Raw genomic sequence first — 886 nt, 5'->3', positions numbered from 1 at the left:
GCCCTCTATCCGCGAGATCTCATTAAAATTGAAGACCTCAGATTCCAACGCTATCAACGCCTCATTGAGGTCGCAGGCGAGCTTGTACTTCCTGGATAGCTTTTTCATCGCTCGAAATTCTGGGCTCGACTTCAGCGAGCTCAAGAAGGAGCTGAATTCCCCTTCTGTCAGCCCGCTTTTCAAAATCTCCTCTTTTACGGCGCTCTCTGAAACACCTACCGCGATGTTATAAGCGGCCCACTCTAACCACTCCTGGCTTTGCGCAAGCATGCTCGCCTCCGATGACAAGACCGAATTATCTACCCAGCAAAGCTATAAGCGAACGATTTTAGTCTATGGCTATCCCGACGACCGCCGTGCTAAGATCTATAGCACTTCTGTTTTGACCAAGATTTCGCTTGGTAAGTTCTTGAATCAAAACGTCCCTTAGAACATTCTCGATTGCTTGAGCCTCCGCAACTGGCAGCTGAAGACGGCTCACGTCGTAAACAATTAGATTTGCGTATGGCGTAGGCGCCGCAGGCATCATTCCTCCTCGAAAGAATGATCCGACCGGTGGTGCTTTTGAAGAAGGCGGTTGCGAAGCGAATTCTGACATCAGTATTTCCTCCATCAAGAATAAAATGCGCTTAATGGTTGTACTGTACATTATGGTTAAGCCGAGTCAATACCCGTTTGTTACGCGTCCAAGAAACAAGAGCGGGAAATTCGATGCAGTAATAGCATGGGGAAAATATGTATTGTTGAAACAAAAGCAATTGGCACATTGCGCGCGCGGAATACCCATCGAGATGTCGACGATTGGCTATCCAGTTTAATCGATAGATCCGAAACGAATGTCCCGAGCGCCGCTCCACCTGCGTGGAGAGCGAGATCAGGGGATTGT

At 48.4% G+C, this 886-nt stretch carries 1 protein-coding gene; it reads right to left on the bottom strand.

Translation table 11 applies throughout. The features are described from left to right. A partial coding sequence (locus AC1D35_RS36450) for a hypothetical protein (RefSeq protein ID WP_477942910.1) occupies positions 1-270 on the bottom strand: 270 nt, incomplete at its 3' end. Positions 271-886: the final 616 nt, after the last annotated feature.

It is taken from the genome of Rhizobium sp. P1_E6 (assembly GCF_056405875.1).
The sequence above is the reverse complement of the archived record's forward strand: the minus strand, read 5'-3'. Positions and strand labels throughout refer to the sequence as shown.